Raw genomic sequence first — 18809 nt, forward strand, 5'->3', positions numbered from 1 at the left:
GGCCAGATTCGGGGGCAGAGTGCGGTTTCAAGTCTTGGCAGGTTCGGCGGGAACCCGTCCATAAATATCGTTGAAGCGCACGATGTCGTCTTCGCCGAGGTACTCCCCGCTCTGTACTTCGATCATCACCAGGTCGATCACCCCGGGATTGACCAGGCGGTGGGTGCGGCCAGGCTTGATGAAGGTCGACTCGTTGGTGTTGAGCAGGAACTCGTCCTCGCCATTGGTCACCCGGGCCATGCCGCTGACGACGATCCAGTGCTCGCTGCGGTGGTGGTGCATCTGCAGCGACAACGAGGCGTCGGGCTTGACCATGATGCGCTTGATCTTGAAGCGCGGTCCTTCCTCGAGCACGGTGTAGGTGCCCCAGGGCCGGGTCACGGTGCGGTGCAGCTTGTAGGCGTCGTGGCCCAGGCGCTTGAGCTCCTGGGCGATCAGCTTGACGTCCTGGCTGCGCTTGCCATCGGCCACCAGCAGGGCGTCCGGAGTGTCGATGATGATCAGGTCGTTCAGGCCGACCCCGCCCACCAGGCGCTTGCGCGAGTCGATGTAGCAGTTGTGAACATCATGCAGCACGGTCTCGCCATTGCACTGGTTGCCGTGTTCGTCCGCCGGAGTCAGTTCCCGCACCGCCTGCCAGGAGCCGATATCGCTCCAGCCGAGCTGGCAGGGCACCACGGCGACTTTCTTCGAACGTTCCATCACGGCGTAGTCGATGGATATGTCCGCAGCCTGGGCGAAGCTGTCGCCGTCCAGTTCCACTTGCAGTTCGTGCTTGCCCTCCTTGCGATGGCTCAGCTCCAGGCAGCGTTCCACGGCACTGACCACTTCGGGCACGAATTCCCGCAGTTCCTGGAGGATTGCATCGGCGCGCATGCAGAACATGCCGCCGTTCCACAGGTGCAGGCCGCCATCGACATAGCGCTGGGCGGTGGCGGCGTCAGGTTTCTCGACGAAGCGGCTGACCTGGAAGCCATCGTTGTTCAGACCCTGGCCCTTTTCTATATAGCCGAAGCCGGTTTCGGCATGGGTCGGCACTATGCCGAAAGTCACCAGCCAGCCTTGCTCGGCCAGTTGCCGGGCACTGCCCACCGCAGCGGCGAAAGCGGCCAGGTCCTTGATCAGGTGATCGGCCGGTAGCACCAGCAACTGCGCGTCCTCGCCATACAGGCGGCTGACGTGCAGGGCCGCGGCGGCGATGGCGGGCGCGGTGTTGCGGCCGAAGGGTTCGAGGATGAAGTCCAGGTCGACCCGCTTCTTGTTCAGCAGGCGGTAGTCATCCAGGGTACGGAAGAACACGTCGCGGTTGGTCACGGTCAACAGGCGGCCGACGTCGTCCAGGGCCGTCGCTCGCTCGAAGGTCTTCTGCAGCAGGCTTTCGCCATCGGGCAGGCGCATGAAGGGTTTGGGCATTGCCTCGCGGGATACCGGCCACAGACGGGTGCCGGCACCGCCAGCGATGATGCAGGGAATGAGTGTGCTCATTCAGAAGGCCTCGCGGGTCATGATCACTGATGGAACGGTGCGGAACAGGATGTACAGATCGAACCAGACCGACCAGTTTTCGATGTATTCCAGGTCGAATTCGACACGTTTCTCGATTTTCTCCAGGGTATCGGTTTCGCCCCGGTATCCGTTGATTTGCGCCAGCCCGGTGATTCCCGGCTTGACCCGGTGGCGCGAAGTGTATTCCTTGACCGCCTCCTCGAAGAGAATGCCGGCGGCCTTGGTGGCCGTGGCGTGGGGGCGTGGACCGACCATGGACATGCTGCCGCCGAACACGTTGAACAACTGCGGCAGCTCGTCGAGGCTGGTCTTGCGGATGAAGCGCCCGACCCGAGTGATGCGTGGATCGCCACGGGTGGTCTGCTTCTCGGCGTTGGCATCGCTCATGTGCTGGTGCATGGAGCGGAACTTGTAGACCTGGATCAGCCGGTTGTTGTAGCCGTAGCGCTTCTGCTTGAACAGCACCGGGCCCCTGGAGTCGAGCTTGATGGCCAGGGCCACCAGCAGCATCACCGGGGACAGCAGCACCAGGGCGATGCTCGAGAGGATCATGTCCTCCAGGCGCTTGAAGAACGGCGACCAGCCTCGCAGCGGTACTTCGGAGGCGTTGAACATCGGCAGGTTGGCGACTTCGGTGATGCGGTTGTGCGCATGCCGGAAGGCCACCATGTCGGGTACCAGCAGCACGTTCACCGGCAGCCTGCGCAGTTCGCGGATCACGTAGGCCATGCGGTTCTCCGCCGACCAGGGCAGCGCCACCAGGACCTGAGTGACCTTTTCCTCGCGGATCAGGCGCTCCAGATCGCTGGAGTTGCCCAGCAGCGGCAGGTTGCACAGCACCTTGGGCAGGCGGCCGATGCGGTCGTCGATGAAGCCGGTGACCCCGGAGCGGATGTCCTGGTGCTGGGCCAGGTACTCGGCCAGGCGCTGGCCGTTCTCCGTGGCGCCGAGGATCACCGCGTTCTGCAGGAACACGCCGCGCTGCATCAGTTGCTGGAACAGGGTCAGGAGGATCAGGCGCTCGATGCCGAACAGCACGAAGCTGCCGAAGAACCACGCCAGCAGCCCGCGGTTGTCGATGGTATGGAACATCAACATCGAGTAATGCATGAACAGCAGCACGCAAAAGGATGCCGACCAGGCGAACAAGGTCAGTTGGAAGCGCAGCTGGTTGCTGAAGATGGATTCGGCATAGACCCCCAGGGCCTGGAAGATCAGCACGCTGATGATGCCGAAGAACACCAGGATGGTCAGGTCGCTCTTGAGCGCCGGGAGCTCGGGGTTCGCCAGCAGCAGGAGCAGGATCCCCGGAAGGATCGCAGTCAGTCCATGGACCACGCGGATGCCGAACAGGAAGTACTCGACCATGCTGGGTCGAGTCAGTAACAGGCTGTCTACAGGTTGCAACCGCATAAGATCAATTCCCTCGACCCAAGGCAAACCGGCGCCTCTGGAGGTTGGCCACCGGTCAAAAAATGCACCTTCGCATCGCGCAGTCCCGATACCGCACGAAACCAGGCAAACCAGCCCTGGTCTCGATCGCAAGCCATTGGGCAGGCAGGTGCACGCATCTGGGTGGGGCTCCTGGTACCGATCGACCCGATGGCTGCACTTGCTCATCTAAACGACTTGGCTGAGTAAAGCTCATGAAGCAGCGGCTGGCGAATCGAAAACCGACTGGCGATGAAAGATCTTTTGCGCTGTACCTTTAATCCCCTGCCAGCCCCTGGGAAGGGGGGCACCAGGGCGCTTGGAGGCAAAAAAAAACGATCCGGCAGATCTTTTCCGGCCGCAGGAGAGTCAACATCTCATCAGAACCCTATGACCGATGGGAGTCATCGTGATGAGTGAACGCAAGGCGCTCTTGATACTGCACGGCAAGCAGGCCCTGAACGAGCAGGTACGGGCCGCGGTGGAGGCCAGGCGCGCCGCCGGCTGGGAGCTGGCGGTACGCCTGACCTGGGAGGCAGGGGATGCCCAGCGCCTGGTTGGCGAGGCATTGGCCGCCGGTTACCGGCGGCTGGTCGCCGGCGGTGGCGACGGCACCCTGCGCGATGTCGCCCAGGCCCTGGCCGATGCCCAGAGCCCATGCAGCCTGGTGCTATTGCCCCTGGGCACCGCCAACGATTTTGCCCGCGCCGCCGGGGTGCCGCTGGAACCCGCAGCTGCCCTGGACCTGCTGGATGTGCCGGCCCGGCCGATCGATCTTGGGGAAGTGGACGGGGAGGTCTTCCTCAACATGGCCACCGGCGGTTTCGGCAGCCAGGTCACGGCCAATACTTCGGAGGACCTGAAGAAGGTCCTGGGCGGAGTCGCCTATCTGTTCACCGGGTTATCACGGTTTGCCGAGCTGAGTGCCGCCTACGGTGAGTTGCAGGGGCCGGATTTTCATTGGCATGGTGAGCTCCTGGCCCTGGGCATCGGCAACGGTCGCCGGGCAGGGGGCGGTCATGAGCTCTGTCCCCAGGCGCTGGCCGATGACGGCTTGCTCGATGTCAGCATCCTGCCGGCGCCCCAGGAACTGGTGGGAACCCTGAAGAACCTGCTGGCCGGGGGGATGGCGATCGACAAACTGTTCGTTCGCACCCGCCTGCCCTGGGTCGAGATAAAGGCCTCGCGAGGGCTGGATATCAACCTCGACGGCGAGCCCCTGCAAGGCGACCGGCTGCGTTTCGAAGTCCGGCCCGCGGCCTTGCAGGTGCATCTGCCTGCCGATTCACCGCTGTTGGGCGGCGCTGGTTGACTCAGTCGTCGAGGCTGATGATGCGCTCGCGTACGGCGAACAGCACCAGCCCGGCGACGTCGAAGATCTGCAGGCGCTTCATGATCTGGGAGCGATGGGTTTCCACGGTCTTGATGCTCAGGCCCAGCCCCTGGGCGATTTCCCGGGTGGACTTGCCGCGCACGATCAGGCGCAGGATTTCCAACTGACGGGCTGTGAGGTTGTGGTTGTCCGCCGGCGGCGGCTGGGTCTTCTGGGTGCGGGTCAGGGCCTGGGTGATCACGGTGTGGGCGATGGCCGGGCTCAGGTAGCGCTCGTCGTTGCGCAGTGCTTCGAGGGCGTGTTCCAGTTCGGTGGCGGTGGTGTCCTTGAGCAGGTAGCCATGGGCTCCGGATTCCAGCGCTTGCATGATCAGCGCCGGATCGGTGTGCATCGACAAGATCAGCACCTTGCTGTGTGGATGGGTGGCCTTGAGCTGTCGCAGGGCCTCCAGGCCGCCGGTGTGCTTCATCGACAGGTCCAGCAGGACGATGTTCGGCCGCAGCTTCTCGACCATTTCCAGCAGGTGCACGCCATCGTCGGCTTCACCGATCACGGCGTATCCGGGAATGTCCATGACCAGGGCACGCACGCCAGCCCTGATGAGCGAGTGGTCATCCACCAAAAGTAAATTACAGGTCAATGTAGAACCTTATTTGTACTGGCCCGCTCCAGGGTGCGAGGGGCCCAGGGAAAAAGTGCTTCGATCTGGGTGCCCTGGCCGGTCTCGCTGGTGACCTTGAGCAAACCGCCCAGTTGATTGATCCGCTCTTGCATCCCGGCCATGCCGCGCTGGCCTTGGGCGCCGGGGTTGGCGGCGGGGGAAAACCCCTGGCCGTCATCGCTGATGAACAGCGACAGGCCTTCGGGCAGGCGTTGCAGGCGCACCAGCAGGTTGTCCGCCCGGGCATGCCGAAGCGTGTTGGTCACCGCCTCCTGGGTGATGCGGAATGCGGCGACGGCCATTTCTTCCGGGATGCCCGACAGGCGCTGGTGGCATTCCAGGCTCCAGTGCACCGAGGTGTTCTCCAGAGTCTTGAGCAGGTGGGCGCGCAGGCTGGCCTCCAGGCCCAGGCTGGTCAATTGCCGGGGGTTGAGAATGGCGGAAACGTCGCGCACCTTGGTCAGGGTCTCTTCCAGGGTGGTGCCGAGCAGGGCGAAATGCTCCTGCAGGTCTTCCGGCAGGCGCCGCTTGAGCCAGTCGGCCTGCAACTTGGCGGCCGTCAGCAGTTGGCCGATGTCATCGTGCAATTCGCGGCTGAGCCGATGACGTTCGTTTTCCTTGACTTGCAGCAGGCGTTCGGCGAGCTCCTGGGGCTGGAAGCGGATGGACTTGCGCGAGTAGCCATACTGCCCCCAGATGCAGGCCAGTGCCGCAATGTTGAGAAGTACCAGTGGCAGGGGCAGGGAGTCCCCGAGGCAATAGACCAGCACGGTGCCCAGCGCCGAGCCTGAGCACAGCAACAGGCTGAGCCAGCGCAGGTGATCATGGGAGAGCGGCCAGGAGAAGAGTGACTTGAGACTGGCGTACATGACGGATGGAGCCAATGAATGTTCGCTGCGAAGAGCCAGGTCAGGAATGGATGGCCAGGCTTGTTTGAGAAACGGTGCTATTTGAATATCCGGCTTCAATCAACTCTGCCTGTATTTCTGCTAGAGGCTCGATAGTGATTGTCGACATTGGAATCAATGTGCCATTAAGTATGACCATTAGTGCGCCGCATAATACCACCGAAGATACTGCTGGTCGCGCCCAAGTGCCTTGGCATATATGTCCTGAAGGTCAGGAAAACCATGGTCGATCATTCCTGTCCCGGGTTGCCGGGGGGCTGTTGCAAGCAATGAATCCGGGGGAATCCGCTGCTGCAGGTACACGCAACTCCCCGTGACGATCAGTGCCGGGTTGGACGCAAGTTGAAATTGTTTTAGTGGCTGATGTCGTTCTTGGGTATGTGCTGTTCAATAACGACAGTAGATTGGATAGTTAGCCGCCTACTTATTTATCTTGTGCGGCTGGCCATCGTCGTTCGATGTTCTCTATCCGGCAGCTTGGCGGTTATTGCAACTTCAATGGCTGCAAGATGGGTGCGAGCAGGTGCAGTTCTGCGAGACCTTGTCGGCCAATTCCTCGATCAGCATCACTTGTTCGCTGTCATCCATGTTGAGCTGGCCGTCGCGCGGGTCGATCAGTTCCAGTTGCCAGGCCATCAGGGTCAGGCAGCTCTTGAGCGCTGCGAGGATCTGGTCGTTGAGGTCCAGTGGATGCTCTGGCCGCTTGAGCAGGCCGTGGATGTGCAGGGAAAACTCCGATAGCGGGCTGATGGCATGGCGTGCCGCGCACTGCGCCAGGCGCTGCAGGGTCACTAACAGGCAACTGATGGCCTCCTCGTCGTTCCTGATCAGGTGCAGGTGGCTCAGGCAGTCTTCCGATTTGGCCAGCAGTGTCTGGGCTTCAAGCAGGAATTCGGGCAGGGGCGTGGTGCACTCATGGCCGTCCTTTAGCATGCTTATCTCCATGACTTCGTTTCCGATGGCGGGATAGGGCGTTGGCTGAACGGGTTCGATTTGGGAGGCGTTTGGGGAATTTGAATATTAGACAAGTCTGGTGTTTTTTCAGCAGTCGCAACCGGGTGCGATGAACGGATTTCATCGTTTGCCGCTGGCAGCCGGATACCGCCCACAGCAAAGCAGCGCATGGACGCTGGGGTTCTGTGAGCAGCGGTATTTAGGCTTGAAAGGGGGCCGGGCCACCCTTTTGCGATCAAAAACAAAAGCCTGACTCCATTCATGCAATGAGAATGGCGTCACATTAATGGCTATTGGATATTGCGAATATCAGGCTGGTCCTGATTGTTGATAGGGGAATCCCCTAGACACGGGAACCTTCCGCCGAGATAGAGGTCTCGGCGGCGCAGCAGCAGTACTGCTGAATTGACCGCCGCAGTAAAGCATGATGTTAATGTGACATCAATGGCTTTGTGTGGCAATTTGCATACGGGTCAAGATACGGCGTACCTGGCCGATATCTGTCTTTAGTGAATTCATCAGTACAGCCCAGGAGTCATTAATGGCCGGCATTCTCGACACGGTAGATCAACGCACGCAACTGGTGGGTGAGAATCGACTGGAAATCCTCATGTTCCGCCTGGCCGGTCGGCAGCTGTTCGCGATCAACGTCTTCAAGGTCCAGGAAGTCCTGCAACTGCCGAAACTGACCCTGATGCCCCAGCGCCACCCCTTCGTCTGCGGCGTGGTCAACCTGCGTGGCCAGACCCTGCCGGTGATCGACCTGTCCCAGGCCATCGGCATGCGTCCGCTGGTTCCCGGGCCCAACAGCACCATCATCGTCACCGAGTACAACCGCTCGGTGCAGGCGTTCCTGGTGGGCGGCGTGGATCGCATCGTCAATATGAACTGGGAAGCCATCATGCCGCCGCCCTCCAGCGCCGGCCGCCAGCACTACCTGACCGCCATCAGCAAGGTCGATGACCAGTTGGTGGAAGTCATCGACGTCGAGAAGGTGCTGGCCGAGATCGTGCCGTACAACGCCAAGGTTTCCCGCGACAAGCTCGACGACCCGCTGTTGGCCCGTGCCCGCGGTCGCGAGGTGCTGCTGGTGGACGACTCCAACGTGGCCCTGTCGCAACTGCGCGATACCCTGGGCCAGTTGGGGGTGAAGATGCACATCGCCAGCGACGGCCTCAAGGCCCTGAAGATGCTCAAGGCCTGGGCCGACACCGGGGTCGACATGACCGAGAAGCTGCTGATGGTGTTCACCGATGCCGAGATGCCGGAGATGGACGGCTATCGCCTGACCACCGAGATCCGCAACGACCCACGCCTGCGCGGGCTCTACGTGGTGCTGCATACCTCGTTGTCGGGCAGCTTCAACGAATCCATGGTCAAGAAGGTCGGCTGCGATAACTTCCTCTCCAAGTTCCAGCCCGACAAGCTGGTGGATGTAGTGCGCCAGCGCCTGCTACTGGATGAAGCCGGCGCCTGAGCGCGGCGAGCCAGCGTCATGGATCTTTGTTTCACCGGGGCGCTGGTATAGGGTGGGCGTTTTTCCCCCGTAGGGAGCAGGACATGCGTCTTAGCGCGCTTTATCGGTATCCGTTGAAATCCGCCAGGGGCGAAACCCTGCAACATATCGGCCTGGACAAGCTCGGCCTCGAGGGGGATCGCCGCTGGATGCTGGTGGATGAGGCCAGCGGGCGCTTCCTGACCCAGCGTGCCGTAGGACGGATGAGCCAGCTCTCGGCGCTGTGGAATGCCCGGGGCGGCCTGACCCTCAGCGCCCCGGGCCATGCCACGCTGGAGGTGGCACTGCCGGATGAAACTGCGGCCCTGCGTGGCGTGACCATCTGGCAGGACAGCTTGCGAGTGCCCGATGCCGGCGACGAGGCCGGAGCCTGGGTCAGCGAATTCATCGGCAAGCCCACTCGCCTGGTACAGGTTCCGCTGGAGCGGGCGCGGACCACCGCTGCCGGCTATGGCAAGGATGATGACCAGGTGGCTTTTGCCGACGGTTTTCCCCTGCTGTTGATCGGCCAGACCTCCCTGGACGACCTGGCCAGCCGAGTTGGCCGGCCCCTGGAGATGCTGCGGTTCCGGCCCAACCTGGTGGTCGAGGGCAGCGAAGCGTTCGCCGAGGACAACTGGAAGCGGGTGCGTATCGGCGATGTCGAGTTCCGCGTGGTCAAGCCCTGCTCGCGCTGCATCCTCACCACCATCGATCCGCAGACTGGCGAGCGCAGTCCTGATCGTGAGCCCCTGGCGACCTTGCAGAAATACCGTGCCCGGGAGGATGGGGCGATGTTCGGCCAGAACCTGGTCAATGACGGGATTGGCCAGTTGCAGGTGGGCATGCCGGTGACCGTTCTCGAATAGCCTTGGGGCGGCGAAAAAAATGCCCGTCTCCTGCCGGGGGACGGGCATTTTTCATGCTCTGGTGCAAGCCGGGGGAGGGATCAGCCGCGATATTCGCACAGGTAGGCGGTGTCCACCGCGACCTTGAGCTGGAACTTGCTGTTGGCCGGTACGTTGAAGTGGTTGCCGGCAGAGATGGTCTGCCACTCGTCGCTGCCTGGCAGCTTGACGGTCAGGGCGCCGGAAACCACATGCATGATTTCCCGTTGCGCGGTGCCGAATTCATATTCGCCCGGGGCCATGACGCCAATGGTGGCAGGACCTTCGGCCGTGCCGAAGGCAATCGACTTGACGGTGCCGTCGAAGTACTCGTTGACTTTAAACATGGGCGATTCCTCAAGAGTGGGTCAAAAAGGCCGGCCAGTATGCACAAGCCCCGAAGGGCCGTCACCTGTCGCCATCAAGGAAGCACCAGCGGCAGCAGGCGCGCGGTATTGCGGGCATCTTCCAGGGCCCGATGCTGCTGGCCATTGAACTGCATCCCGGCCAGTTGCAGGGCGGTATTCAGCCCCAGGGGGCGCTCCAGGCGCCGGGCCTTGGCGAAGCGCTGCTTGAGGTTCATGTGCGGTACATCGGCGAGCAAGCTCTGCAACTGCTGGTTGTGCCATTCCTGCTGCAACTGCTTGCGATCGTAGTCGCCCCAGCTGGCCCAGCCCTCCAGGCGCGGTCGATGCTGGGCCAGCCAGCGCTCGAACAGGGGCCAGACCTCGCTCAAGGGGGCGGCGCCGTCGATATTGGCCTGGGTGATATGGGTCAGCTCGCGGCAGAACGGCGTCAGCATCGGGCGCCTGACGGGCCGGACGAAACGCTGGAAGTGGTCCTGTTCCCGGCCCTCTCGGTTGACCAGGGTGGCGCCGATCTCGATGATTTCCATCTCGCTCACCGGCCAGCCCCCTTCATCGGTCGTGGCTTCCAGATCTATTACCAGCCAGTGGGGCATCACGAATTCCAGCCTTCAACCATCTCGATGACGCTTGAGCGTAGCCAAAGCCGGGGAATCCGCCTAGGGGGGAGCGCCGGGCGGGATAGGACCTGTAGGGTTATTCCACCTCCAGCAGCACTTGGCGGTTCTTCACCTGGTCGCCGAGTCCGACCTGGACCCGGGTGATCGTCCCGTCGATCCCGGCCTTGAGCGGATGCTCCATCTTCATCGCCTCCAGCACCAGCAATAGCTGGCCCTTGGTGACGCGCATACCCTCGCTCACCAGCACGTCGACGATGGCGCCATCCATCGGCGCCTTGAGCGTTCCCGAATGGGCGCCCGACTGGCTCTGGACCGGGGCATGGGTCCGGTCCTGCAGGTGCAGGCTGCCCTGTCGGCTGTGCAGCCAGAGCTCCTGGTTTTCCAGGTGGTAGGCGTAGTGCCGGCGGATGCCGCCAAGCTCCAGGATGGCCCGGCGACCGTCGGCGCTGCAGACCTTCAGCTCCATTAACTGCCCAGCCTGCCGGACCTGTACCTGGCCGGCGGTCCCCGGGCTCAGTTGCAAGGACCAGTGCCGTTCCTCCTGTCCCAGGCAGTAGTGCAGCGCTACACCGGCGTTATTGCGCCAGGCGGCGAGCGGCCCGGCATGGGCCTTGGCGCCGTGGTGATGAAACAGCGCGGCGGCGATGGCCAGTTCCTCGTGGCCGGGAAGCTGCGGTTGCAGGCTCGGATCCTCGGCAAAGTGTTCGGCGATGAATGCCGTGCTGAACTGGCCGCTGGCGAACACCGGGTGCCCGAGCAGGTTGGCCAGCAGGCGCCGGTTGCTTTCCAGGCCCAGCAACACGCAATCCTCCACTGCGCGCAGCAGCTTGCGCCGGGCCTCCTCACGGGTGGCGCCGTGGGCGATCAGCTTGCCCAGCATCGGGTCGTAGAAGGGGCTGACCCACTGGCCTTCCTGCAAGCCATGGTCGGTGCGGATACCCGGCGCCGGCTCCCAGCGCAGCACCTGGCCGGTCTGTGGCAGAAAACCTTGGGCTGGGTCCTCGGCATACAAGCGCACTTCGATGGCGTGGCCGGACAGGCGTACCTGTTCCTGCTTCAGCGGCAGTGGCTCGCCGGCAGCCACCTGCAGTTGCAGGGCCACCAGGTCCAGGCCAGTGACCAGTTCGGTCACCGGGTGCTCCACCTGCAGGCGGGTGTTCATTTCCAGGAAGTAGAACTGCCCCTGGGCATCGAGCAGGAACTCCACGGTGCCGGCGCCGACATAGTCCACCGCCCGTCCGGCCTTGAGCGCTGCTTCACCCATGGCCTGGCGCAGTTCTTGGGTCATGACCGGGCAGGGCGCCTCCTCGACGACCTTCTGGTGGCGGCGCTGGATCGAGCAGTCGCGCTCGCCGAGGTAGATCAACTGCCCGTGATGGTCGCCGAAGACCTGGATCTCCACATGGCGAGGCTCGACCAGCGCTTGTTCCAGGATCAGCTCGTCGCTGCCGAAGGCGTGCAGCGCCTCGGAGCGCGCGGTACGAATCTGCTCCAGCAGTTGCCCGGGCTCCTGCACCAGGCGCATGCCGCGCCCACCGCCACCGGCACTGGCCTTGATCATCAACGGATAACCGATGCGCTGGGCTTCGCGCTGCAAGGTGGCGTCGTCTTGTTCTTCGCCCTGGTAACCCTGGATGCAGGGCACGCCGGCCTCGAGCATGGCGATCTTCGAGCGACGCTTGCTGCCCATCAACTCGATGGCGGCGGCGCTGGGGCCGATGAAAGTGATGCCGGCAGCCGCGCAGGCCGCGGCGAACTCGGCATTTTCCGAGAGGAAACCATACCCGGGATGGATGGCATCGGCGCCGCTGCGCCGGGCCGCATCGAGGATCGCGGCGCTGTCCAGGTAGGACTGCTGGACCGGCGCGGGGCCTATGCGCACGGCTTCGTCCGCCATGCGCACATGGGGCGCCTCGGCGTCGGCGTCGCTGAATACGGCGACGGTGCGATAGCCCAGTTGCTGGGCGGTGCGCTGGATCCGGCAGGCGATTTCGCCACGGTTGGCGATCAGGATCTTGGTGAACGCGGGCATCGTAGGCTTCCTGTGTCTGTGTGGGGCGTCAGCCGGCCCAGGACGGTTGGCGTTTCTGCACGAAGGCCAGGGTGCCTTCGGTCCCTTCCTCGCCGCCGACGGCCTGGGCGAAGGCGTCGGCAGCCTGGTCCAGCAGCGGCCCCAGGGGCTGGTCGACGCTGGCCAGCAGCAGGGCCTTGGTCTGTGCATTGGCCCCGGGGGCGCAGCGCAGGACCTGCGCCACCTGCTGCTCCAGGCGTTCCTGCAGCGCCGTGGCGTCGTTCTCGACGAAGTGCACCAGGCCCAGTTGCCGGGCCTGTTCGCCATCGAAGCGGGCGGCGGTGAGCGCCAGGCGCCGGGCCTGGGTCAGGCCGATGCGCCGGACCACGAACGGGGCGATCTGCGCCGGCAGCAGGCCGAGGCTGGTTTCCGGCATGCCGAACTGCGCCGAGTGCTCGGCGATGGCGATATCGCTGACGCAGGCCAGGCCAAAACCGCCGCCGAGAACCGCGCCCTGCAGTACGCAGACCAGCACCTGGGGGACTTTCTGCGCCTCTTCCAGCAACGCACCGAAGGCCCGGTTCAATTCACGGTAGGCCGCATTGCCCCGGGCCCGGGCGCCGGCCATGTCCTTGAGGTCGCCACCGGCGCAGAAGTGTCCGCCAGCGCCCTGCAGCACCAGGGCCCGGATGCTGCGGCGCTCGTTCACGGCGGCCAGCACCGCGCGCAATTCCGCCACCATCTCAAGGCTCATGGCGTTGCGGCACTCGGGGCGGTTGAGGGTGATGAACAGCACGCCGTCGCGGGATTCCAGCAACAGTGTCTGGCAACTCGGCAACAGGCTCATTTCTTCTTCCCGGGCAGGATGCCCATGAGTTTGCAGATGATCCCCAGCATGATCTCGTCGGCACCACCGCCGATGGACACCAGGCGCACATCGCGATAGGCCCGGGCCACCGGGTTGTCCCACATGAAGCCCATGCCGCCCCAATACTGCAGGCAGCTGTCGCTGACCTCGCGGCCCAGGCGCCCGGCCTTGAGCTTGGCCATGGAGGCCAGGCGGGTCACGTCCTGGCCACGCACGTACTGTTCGGTGGCCTGGTACACCAGGGCTCGCAGGCACTCGATCTCGGTGGACAGCTCGGCCAGGCGGAAGTGGATCACCTGGTTGTCGATCAGCGGGTTGCCGAAGGTCTTGCGCTCCTTGCAGTACTCGATGGTGCTGTCGATGCAGTACTCCAGGCCCTTGATCATGTTCGCCGCGCCGAACAGCCGTTCTTCCTGGAATTGCAGCATCTGCATCATGAACCCGGCGCCTTCGTGGCCGATGCGGTTACGCTGGGGCACCCGCACGTTGTCGAAGAACACCTGGGCGGTTTCCGAGCTGCGCATGCCGAGCTTGTCCAGGTTCGGGCTGAGGCTGATGCCAGGGGTGTCCATCGGCACCATGATCAGCGACTTGTTGACGTGGGGCTTGTCGTCCGAGGTATTGGCCAGCAGGCAGATGAAGTCGGCGCTGGGGGAGTTGGTGATCCACATCTTGCTGCCGTTGATCACGTAGTCATCGCCGTCCTTGCGGGCGTGGGTCTTGAGCCCGGCTACGTCGGAGCCGGCACCGACCTCGGAAACGCCGATGCAGCCCACCTGCTCGCCGCTGATGGCCGGGCGCAGGAACTGATCGCGCAGTTCATCGGAGCCGAAGCGCGCCAAGGCCGGGGTGCACATGTCGGTCTGCACGCCGATGGACATGGGAATGCCGCCGCAGCGGATGGTGCCGAACTCCTCGGCGGCAACGATCGAGTAGCTGTAGTCCAGGCCCATGCCGCCGAACTTCTCCGGCTTGGAGATTCCCAGCAGGCCCAGCTCGCCGGCCTTGCGGAAAATCTCGTGGATGGGGAAGCGCCCGGCTTCTTCCCATTCATCGACATGGGGGTTGATCTCGCGCTCGACAAAATTGCGCACCGTGCGCCGCAGTTCTTCGTGTTCCTGGGTGAAGATCATTGTTGTTGTCCTTCTCAAGTTGAGTGACGTCACCAGCGGATCGTTGTGGCCCACTACCTGCGGACCGTTCTGCGCGATCAGAACCGCGCCACACCAAAGCTGTTGGGTTGCAGCGGGCGCACCTGGGCTTCATGGCAGATGTCCAGCAGCAGGCCCAGCAAAGTGCGCGTGTCACGCGGGTCGATCAGGCCGTCGTCCCACAGGTTGGCGCTGCCGTACAGTGCGGTGGACTGGCTGTCGAGCTTCTGCGCGGTGACCTGCTCCAGCATGTCGAGCATCTTCGGGTCGGCCTCCTGGCCGTTCTTGGCGTGCTTGGCCTCGGTGACGATGCGCAGCACCTTGCCGGCCTGGGCGCCGCCCATCACCGCGGTACGGCTATTGGGCCAGGCGAAGATGAAACGCGGGTCCAGGCCGCGGCCGCACATTGCATAGTTGCCGGCGCCGTAGGAGCCGCCGACCACGATGGTCAGCTTCGGCACCCGGGCGTTGGCCACCGCCTGGATCAGCTTCGAGCCGTGCTTGATCACCCCTTGCTGCTCGGATTCGGTGCCGACCATGAAACCGGTGGTGTTGTGGAAGAACAGCAGCGGGGTCTGGCTCTGGTCGCAAAGCTGGATGAACTGCGCGGCCTTGCTCGCGCCCTGGGGGGTGATCGGGCCGTTGTTGCCGATGAAACCGCAGGCCCGGCCCTGGATCTGCAGGTGGCCGCAGAGCGTCTGGGCATCGAACTCGCCCTTGAATTCCAGGAACTGCGAACCGTCCGCCAGGCGCGCGACGATTTCCCGGGCGTCGTAGGGTTTTTTCGGGTCGTCGGGAACCAGCCCCAGCAGTTCCTCTATCGGATACAGCGGTTCGCTCCAGGTCCTGGGCGGCGGTGCCGGCAGTTGGGCATTCCAGGGCAACAGGCTGACGATCTCGCGAACGATGCGGATGCCGTCGGCATCGTTTTCCGCCAGGTACTCGGCGGTACCGGCAACCTGGGCATGCATTTCGGCGCCGCCGAGCTGTTCGTCGGTGGCCACCTCGCCGGTGGCGGCCTTGAGCAAGGGCGGCCCGGCGAGAAACAGCTTGGCCTTGCCGCGCACCACCACCACGTAGTCCGACAGCCCGGGCTGGTAGGCACCGCCGGCGGTGGCCGAGCCATGCACCACGGTGATCTGCGGCAGGCCCATGGCCGACATCCGCGCCTGGTTGGCGAAGCTGCGTGCGCCCTCGACGAAGATCTCCGCCGCGTAGTTGAGGTTGGCGCCGCCGCTTTCGGCCAGGGTCACCACCGGCAGTTTGTTTTCCATGGCGATCTGTTGCAGGCGCAGGGACTTGTACAGGCCGCTGGGGGAAATGGTGCCGCCCTTGATCGCGCTGTTGTTGGCCGCCACCAGCACGCGCACCCCGCAGACGTAGCCGATGCCGGCGATCAGGCCGCCGCCGGCCTGGCTGCCGTCCTTGTCGTCGTGCAGCTTGTAGCCGGCCAGGCCGGCCAGTTCGAGGAACGGCGCGCCCGGGTCCAGCAGCAGGTTGAGGCGTTCCCGGGGCAGCAACTGCCCGCGTTGTTCGAACTTGGCCTTGGCCTCGGCGGCCTTGTCCAACTGGTGTTGCTGGATGTCGCGCAGCTGTTGCAGGCCGGCCAGCATGGCTGTTTGGTTCTGGGCGAATTGCGCGCTGTGGGGGTCGAGTTGGGATTGGATCACCGGCATGGCTTATTCCCCGTCCTTGAGCACATCGGGCAGGTAGGCCCGATGAAAACCGTTGTACGAGTGGCTGTTGCGCGCCTTGCCCAGGGGCCAGGCGCGGCTGCCGAGGCTGGCGGCGCCGTCGATGCGCAAGGTACTGCCGCTGATGAAGGCCGCGCCGGGGCTGAGCAGGAACACGATGGCTGCGCTGACTTCCGATTCGCTGCCGATGCGCTTGAGCGGCACATGCTCGCGCAGGGTGGGGATCACCGCCTTGAAGGCGCCTTCGTAGGTGTCCATGCCGCTGGAGGCGATCCAGCCCGGGGCCACGGCGTTGACCCGGACCCCGGCATGGCCCCATTCGTAGGCGGCGGTCTTGGTGAAGTTGTCCATCCCCGAGCGCGCGGCGCCGGAATGGCCCATGCCGGGCATGCCGCCCCACATGTCGGCGAGCATGTTGACGATGCTGCCGCCGTGCTTGCTCATGGACTGGTTGAACACTTCCCGGGCCATGAGGAAACCACCCACCAGGTTGGTGCGCAGCACGGTCTCGAAGCCCTTCTGGTTGATCGAGGCCAGGGGCGCCGGGTACTGGCCGCCGGCGTTGTTCACCAGGCCATGGATCGGGCCAAAGCGCTCGATCAGCTCACCGACCAGGGCCTTGACTGCATCCTCGTCGCGAATATCGCAGGCTTGCCAATCCACCAGCCCACCGTCCTCGGCGATCTCGCCGGCGACCTGCTGGAGTTTTTCCGCCTTGCGCCCCACCAGCAGCACCCGGGCACCCAGGGCTGCCAGTTCATGGGCGGTGCAACGGCCGATGCCACTGCCGCCGCCGGTGACGAGGATGGTCTGGCCGGCAAACAATTGCGCTTTGAAGATCGAGTCGTACACCACGGCAGCTCCTTAATTGACTGCGTCGGCGATGCGCTGGGGCACCGGGATCTGGATTTCCAGCAGTTGCTGGGCGAAGGCCTTGCCCTGGGGGTCGATGCGCAAGCTGGCGACGCCACCGCCGCCCAGGGCGTTTTCCAGGAGGAAGTTGAGGCTGTGGGTGCCCGGCAGGTACCAGCGCTGGACCCGGCCATGGACCGGGTCCAGCACATGGCTCATCCAGTCCACCAGGACTTCCGGGGCCAGGGCCTCGGCGATCCACGGCAGGTAGTCGGGGTGGCGGGCCATGACCCCGATGTTGCTGTGGTTGCCCTTGTCGCCGGAGCGGGCCACCGCCAGCTTGACCAGAGGCACGCTGGCATCGGCCTGGCCCTGGGGCTTGGGCAGCGGGTGGGGAACGGGCAGGGCGCCTGGGTCCAGCGGGTCGGGCTCAGGCAGGGAGCAGGCATGGCGCTGGTCGGCGAAGTCGATTTCCAGGTGGCAGCGGTCCTTGTCCAGCAAGAATGAGAACAGGCGGATCACCGGGTACACCGTCGGCCGTCCGCCGACGATGCCGGTCAGTCCCGGGGCCATGCCGGTGGCGGCCTGGGCGATCTCCCGGGAGAACAGCACCAGGGCCGCCTTGTTCGGATGGCGCACGGCCAGCTTGATCACCACTTCGCGGCTGTCCTGGCGCTGGCCGTGGGGGCCGTAGGTGGCCTCGCTGCCCAGCAGTTCGATGTTCACTTCGGTGTAGGGTCCCCAGCCACGCTGGCTGAACATCTCGCTGGTCTTGTCGATGATCGCCTGGCTCACCCGACGGGCCTTGGCCACCGCGTCGATGCCGGCCAGCAGGCAACTGGCGGTGCAGCGGAAGCCGTCCGGGTAGGTGGCGCTGACCTTGTATTGATGGCTGGGAGGCATGCCCCGGGCGCCCTGGACGCTGACTTCGTCGGGGGCCTTTTGCTGCAGTTGGACCTGGGAAAAATCGCAGGTCACGTCCGGCAGCAGGTAGGCCTGGGGGTTGCCGATCTCATACAGCAGTTGCTCGCCCACCGTCAGCGGGCTGACCAGGCCGCCGGTCCCCGGTGCCTTGCTCACCACGAAACGGCCGTCGGCCTGGACCTCCACCACGGGGAAACCTATGTGCTCGTAGTCCGGCACGTCGCGCCAGTCGGTGAAGTTGCCACCGGTGCACTGCGCGCCGCACTCGATGATGTGCCCGGCCAGGGCGGCCTGGGCCAGGCGATCGTAGTCATGCCAGGACCAGGCGAACTCATGCACCAGGGCGGCGCTGACCACGGCGCTGTCGACCCCGCGCCCGGTGATGACGATGTCCGCTCCCAGTTCCAGGGCGGCGACTATTCCCGGGGCGCCGAGGTAGGCGTTGGTGGACACGCACATGGGTGGCAATGGGGCGCCGGTGAACATTTCCACGATTGCGGCGCTGGCCAGCTCCCTGGACTGTGGTTGCAGGTCGTCGCCCAGCAGCACGGCGACCTTCAGCGGCACCCCGGCCTTGGCGCAGGCGGCGCGCAGGGCGTCGGCACAGGCCTGGGGATTGACCCCGCCGGCATTGCTGATGACGCGGATGTTCTGGGCGTGGATCGAGCCCAGCAGCGGGGTGAGCACTTCGACGAAGTCCGTGGCGTAGCCCGCCGCCGGGTCCTTCATGCGGGCCCCGGCCATGATCGACAGGGTGATCTCGGCCAGGTAGTCGAATACCAGGTAGTCCAGGCTGGCGCCTTGCACCAGTTGCGCGGCGGCGCTGCTGGTGTCGCCCCAGAAGGCGCTGGCACAGCCGATTCGTACGGTCTTGGTCATGGCGGGGCTCTCGAGAAAAGAACTGCACGGAGGCTACCAAGCAAGCGCTTGGTTTGTAAATGCCTTGATCTATTCTTCTACCCAAGCGCTTGCTTGGGGACGGTAGGGAGCTTAAATTGCGCGCGCCGTGCCCGCTTTTAGCAGGCCGTTGAAAACGTCGGCGAGGCAGCCAGCGCAAGGTAAAAACAGGCGAAAAAGCGCAGTTTACGAGTGGTAAATGAGCATTTTGACCGGGCTGGCGCACCAGCCTGTTTTTAACGCAGCGATGGC

Annotated in this window: 16 protein-coding genes; 3 read left to right on the forward strand and 13 right to left on the reverse strand. The window is 64.2% G+C overall.

What is annotated here, in order from left to right; all coding sequences use genetic code 11:
* Positions 1 to 27: 27 nt before the first annotated feature.
* Both AC3WK8_RS12905 and AC3WK8_RS12910 read right to left on the reverse strand, forming a co-directional pair.
* Positions 28 to 1485 carry a mannose-1-phosphate guanylyltransferase/mannose-6-phosphate isomerase gene (locus AC3WK8_RS12905; protein WP_103324945.1) on the reverse strand — a complete coding sequence of 486 codons (1458 nt, stop codon included), beginning with the start codon at positions 1483 to 1485 and terminating at the stop codon, positions 28 to 30.
* Positions 1486 to 2919 carry an undecaprenyl-phosphate glucose phosphotransferase gene (locus tag AC3WK8_RS12910; RefSeq protein WP_103324946.1) on the reverse strand — a complete coding sequence of 478 codons (1434 nt, stop codon included), beginning with the start codon at positions 2917 to 2919 and terminating at the stop codon, positions 1486 to 1488.
* A gap of 430 nt (positions 2920 to 3349) precedes the next feature.
* On the opposite strand from AC3WK8_RS12910, the gene yegS reads away from it, so the two are divergent.
* Positions 3350 to 4249 (forward strand): lipid kinase YegS, encoded by a 900-nt coding sequence (gene yegS, locus AC3WK8_RS12915; RefSeq protein ID WP_103324975.1) that lies wholly within the window; start codon positions 3350 to 3352, stop codon positions 4247 to 4249.
* A 1-nt stretch (position 4250) separates the two neighbouring features.
* Here the strand turns inward: yegS and AC3WK8_RS12920 are convergent, their stop codons facing one another.
* The 3 genes from AC3WK8_RS12920 to AC3WK8_RS12930 form a co-directional block, all read right to left on the reverse strand.
* Positions 4251 to 4910 carry a response regulator gene (locus AC3WK8_RS12920; RefSeq protein WP_085596706.1) on the reverse strand — a complete coding sequence of 220 codons (660 nt, stop codon included), beginning with the start codon at positions 4908 to 4910 and terminating at the stop codon, positions 4251 to 4253.
* Positions 4907 to 5800 carry a sensor histidine kinase gene (locus AC3WK8_RS12925; protein WP_085596705.1) on the reverse strand — a complete coding sequence of 298 codons (894 nt, stop codon included), beginning with the start codon at positions 5798 to 5800 and terminating at the stop codon, positions 4907 to 4909. Before AC3WK8_RS12925 ends, AC3WK8_RS12920 begins: the two co-directional genes overlap by 4 nt.
* Before the next feature lie 534 nt (positions 5801 to 6334).
* Positions 6335 to 6772 (reverse strand): hypothetical protein, encoded by a 438-nt coding sequence (locus AC3WK8_RS12930; RefSeq protein ID WP_103324947.1) that lies wholly within the window; start codon positions 6770 to 6772, stop codon positions 6335 to 6337.
* Between the two features lie 562 nt (positions 6773 to 7334).
* Here AC3WK8_RS12930 and AC3WK8_RS12935 point away from each other — a divergent pair.
* The gene (locus AC3WK8_RS12935; RefSeq protein WP_022639993.1) at positions 7335 to 8270 is read left to right on the forward strand and encodes a chemotaxis protein CheV; all 936 of its coding nucleotides are present in this window, start codon (positions 7335 to 7337) and stop codon (positions 8268 to 8270) included.
* Between the two features lie 83 nt (positions 8271 to 8353).
* Positions 8354 to 9157, forward strand: coding sequence for an MOSC domain-containing protein (locus tag AC3WK8_RS12940; RefSeq protein WP_103324948.1), 804 nt, complete (start codon positions 8354 to 8356; stop codon positions 9155 to 9157).
* An 80-nt stretch (positions 9158 to 9237) separates the two neighbouring features.
* On the opposite strand, the gene ppnP is transcribed toward AC3WK8_RS12940, so the two are convergent.
* The 8 genes from ppnP to AC3WK8_RS12980 form a co-directional block, all read right to left on the reverse strand.
* On the reverse strand, positions 9238 to 9522 hold the full coding sequence (gene ppnP, locus AC3WK8_RS12945; RefSeq protein WP_022639991.1) for a pyrimidine/purine nucleoside phosphorylase: 285 nt from the start codon (positions 9520 to 9522) through the stop codon (positions 9238 to 9240).
* 74 nt (positions 9523 to 9596) lie between these two features.
* Positions 9597 to 10136 carry a 3'-5' exonuclease gene (locus tag AC3WK8_RS12950; protein WP_022639990.1) on the reverse strand — a complete coding sequence of 180 codons (540 nt, stop codon included), beginning with the start codon at positions 10134 to 10136 and terminating at the stop codon, positions 9597 to 9599.
* 100 nt (positions 10137 to 10236) lie between these two features.
* On the reverse strand, positions 10237 to 12192 hold the full coding sequence (locus AC3WK8_RS12955) for an acetyl/propionyl/methylcrotonyl-CoA carboxylase subunit alpha (RefSeq protein ID WP_103324949.1): 1956 nt from the start codon (positions 12190 to 12192) through the stop codon (positions 10237 to 10239).
* Between the two features lie 28 nt (positions 12193 to 12220).
* The gene (locus AC3WK8_RS12960) at positions 12221 to 13018 is read right to left on the reverse strand and encodes an enoyl-CoA hydratase/isomerase family protein (protein ID WP_085596701.1); all 798 of its coding nucleotides are present in this window, start codon (positions 13016 to 13018) and stop codon (positions 12221 to 12223) included.
* On the reverse strand, positions 13015 to 14172 hold the full coding sequence (atuD, locus tag AC3WK8_RS12965; protein ID WP_103324950.1) for a citronellyl-CoA dehydrogenase: 1158 nt from the start codon (positions 14170 to 14172) through the stop codon (positions 13015 to 13017). The genes AC3WK8_RS12960 and atuD overlap by 4 nt, the downstream gene beginning before the upstream one ends.
* Positions 14173 to 14249: 77 nt before the next feature.
* Entirely contained in the window at positions 14250 to 15866 is a 1617-nt protein-coding gene (gene atuC, locus AC3WK8_RS12970) for a geranyl-CoA carboxylase subunit beta (protein ID WP_103324951.1), read from the reverse strand.
* A gap of 3 nt (positions 15867 to 15869) precedes the next feature.
* Positions 15870 to 16739 carry an SDR family oxidoreductase gene (locus AC3WK8_RS12975; RefSeq protein ID WP_053133048.1) on the reverse strand — a complete coding sequence of 290 codons (870 nt, stop codon included), beginning with the start codon at positions 16737 to 16739 and terminating at the stop codon, positions 15870 to 15872.
* Positions 16740 to 16748: 9 nt separating this feature from the next.
* Positions 16749 to 18539, reverse strand: coding sequence for an acyclic terpene utilization AtuA family protein (locus tag AC3WK8_RS12980; protein ID WP_207245152.1), 1791 nt, complete (start codon positions 18537 to 18539; stop codon positions 16749 to 16751).
* Positions 18540 to 18809 lie beyond the last annotated feature (270 nt).

Source organism: Pseudomonas sp. FW507-12TSA (assembly GCF_058781435.1).